Below are 526 nucleotides of genomic sequence, written 5' to 3'. Positions count from 1 at the left end.
CATCAAGGAAGGCCTTTTGTATCTGTCCATTCTGCTGCTTTTCTGACGGGACTATCCAGCTTAACAGCGGAAGCGAACGCCCATCGCAAAGCAGACTGGCGCGGAGCACATGATATTCCTGAGACGGATAGCCACTCCAGTCAACCGCAATAACACACAGCGATAATTTCCGCGTCAGCATGGTGATAATACCATTGAAAATTAAAGGAATATCCCGATGGAGTGATTCATTGCCCAGTAGACGATCAACTCGTTTGATTTTGTTTTTGACCTGAGCAGCGCCGGGTAAATAACGTCCGATACTGGTCAGCGTCAGTGACGCGCCGTTGATTAAGGCAAGCGTGGCGTCAAGGAGGGCATTTTGTCGGTATTTGTGAAACGGAGCTAAGGCATCCCGGAAGAAATTCTGACATACTCGGCAGGCAGGCATAGAGGTGATCTCATTGAATTGATAGCACAATCAGTAGATCACAAAACTCTATGCCTGTCTTTTTTCACCCGCCCATTACTGGGGATTCCTCAGCGC

General features: G+C 48.5%; 1 pseudogene. It reads right to left on the bottom strand.

Features of this window, described 5'->3' with window-relative positions:
• Positions 1-430: pseudogene (locus tag SIK97_RS01020) on the bottom strand (IS4/IS5 family transposase); the annotation flags it as partial.
• Between the last annotated feature and the right edge of the window lie 96 nt (positions 431-526).

Source organism: Klebsiella sp. JN_Kp126 (assembly GCF_033843325.1).
Taxonomy (GTDB): Bacteria; Pseudomonadota; Gammaproteobacteria; order Enterobacterales; family Enterobacteriaceae; genus Klebsiella; species Klebsiella michiganensis.
Note: the sequence above shows the minus strand (reverse complement) of the source record. Positions and strands in the feature narration are given on the sequence as shown.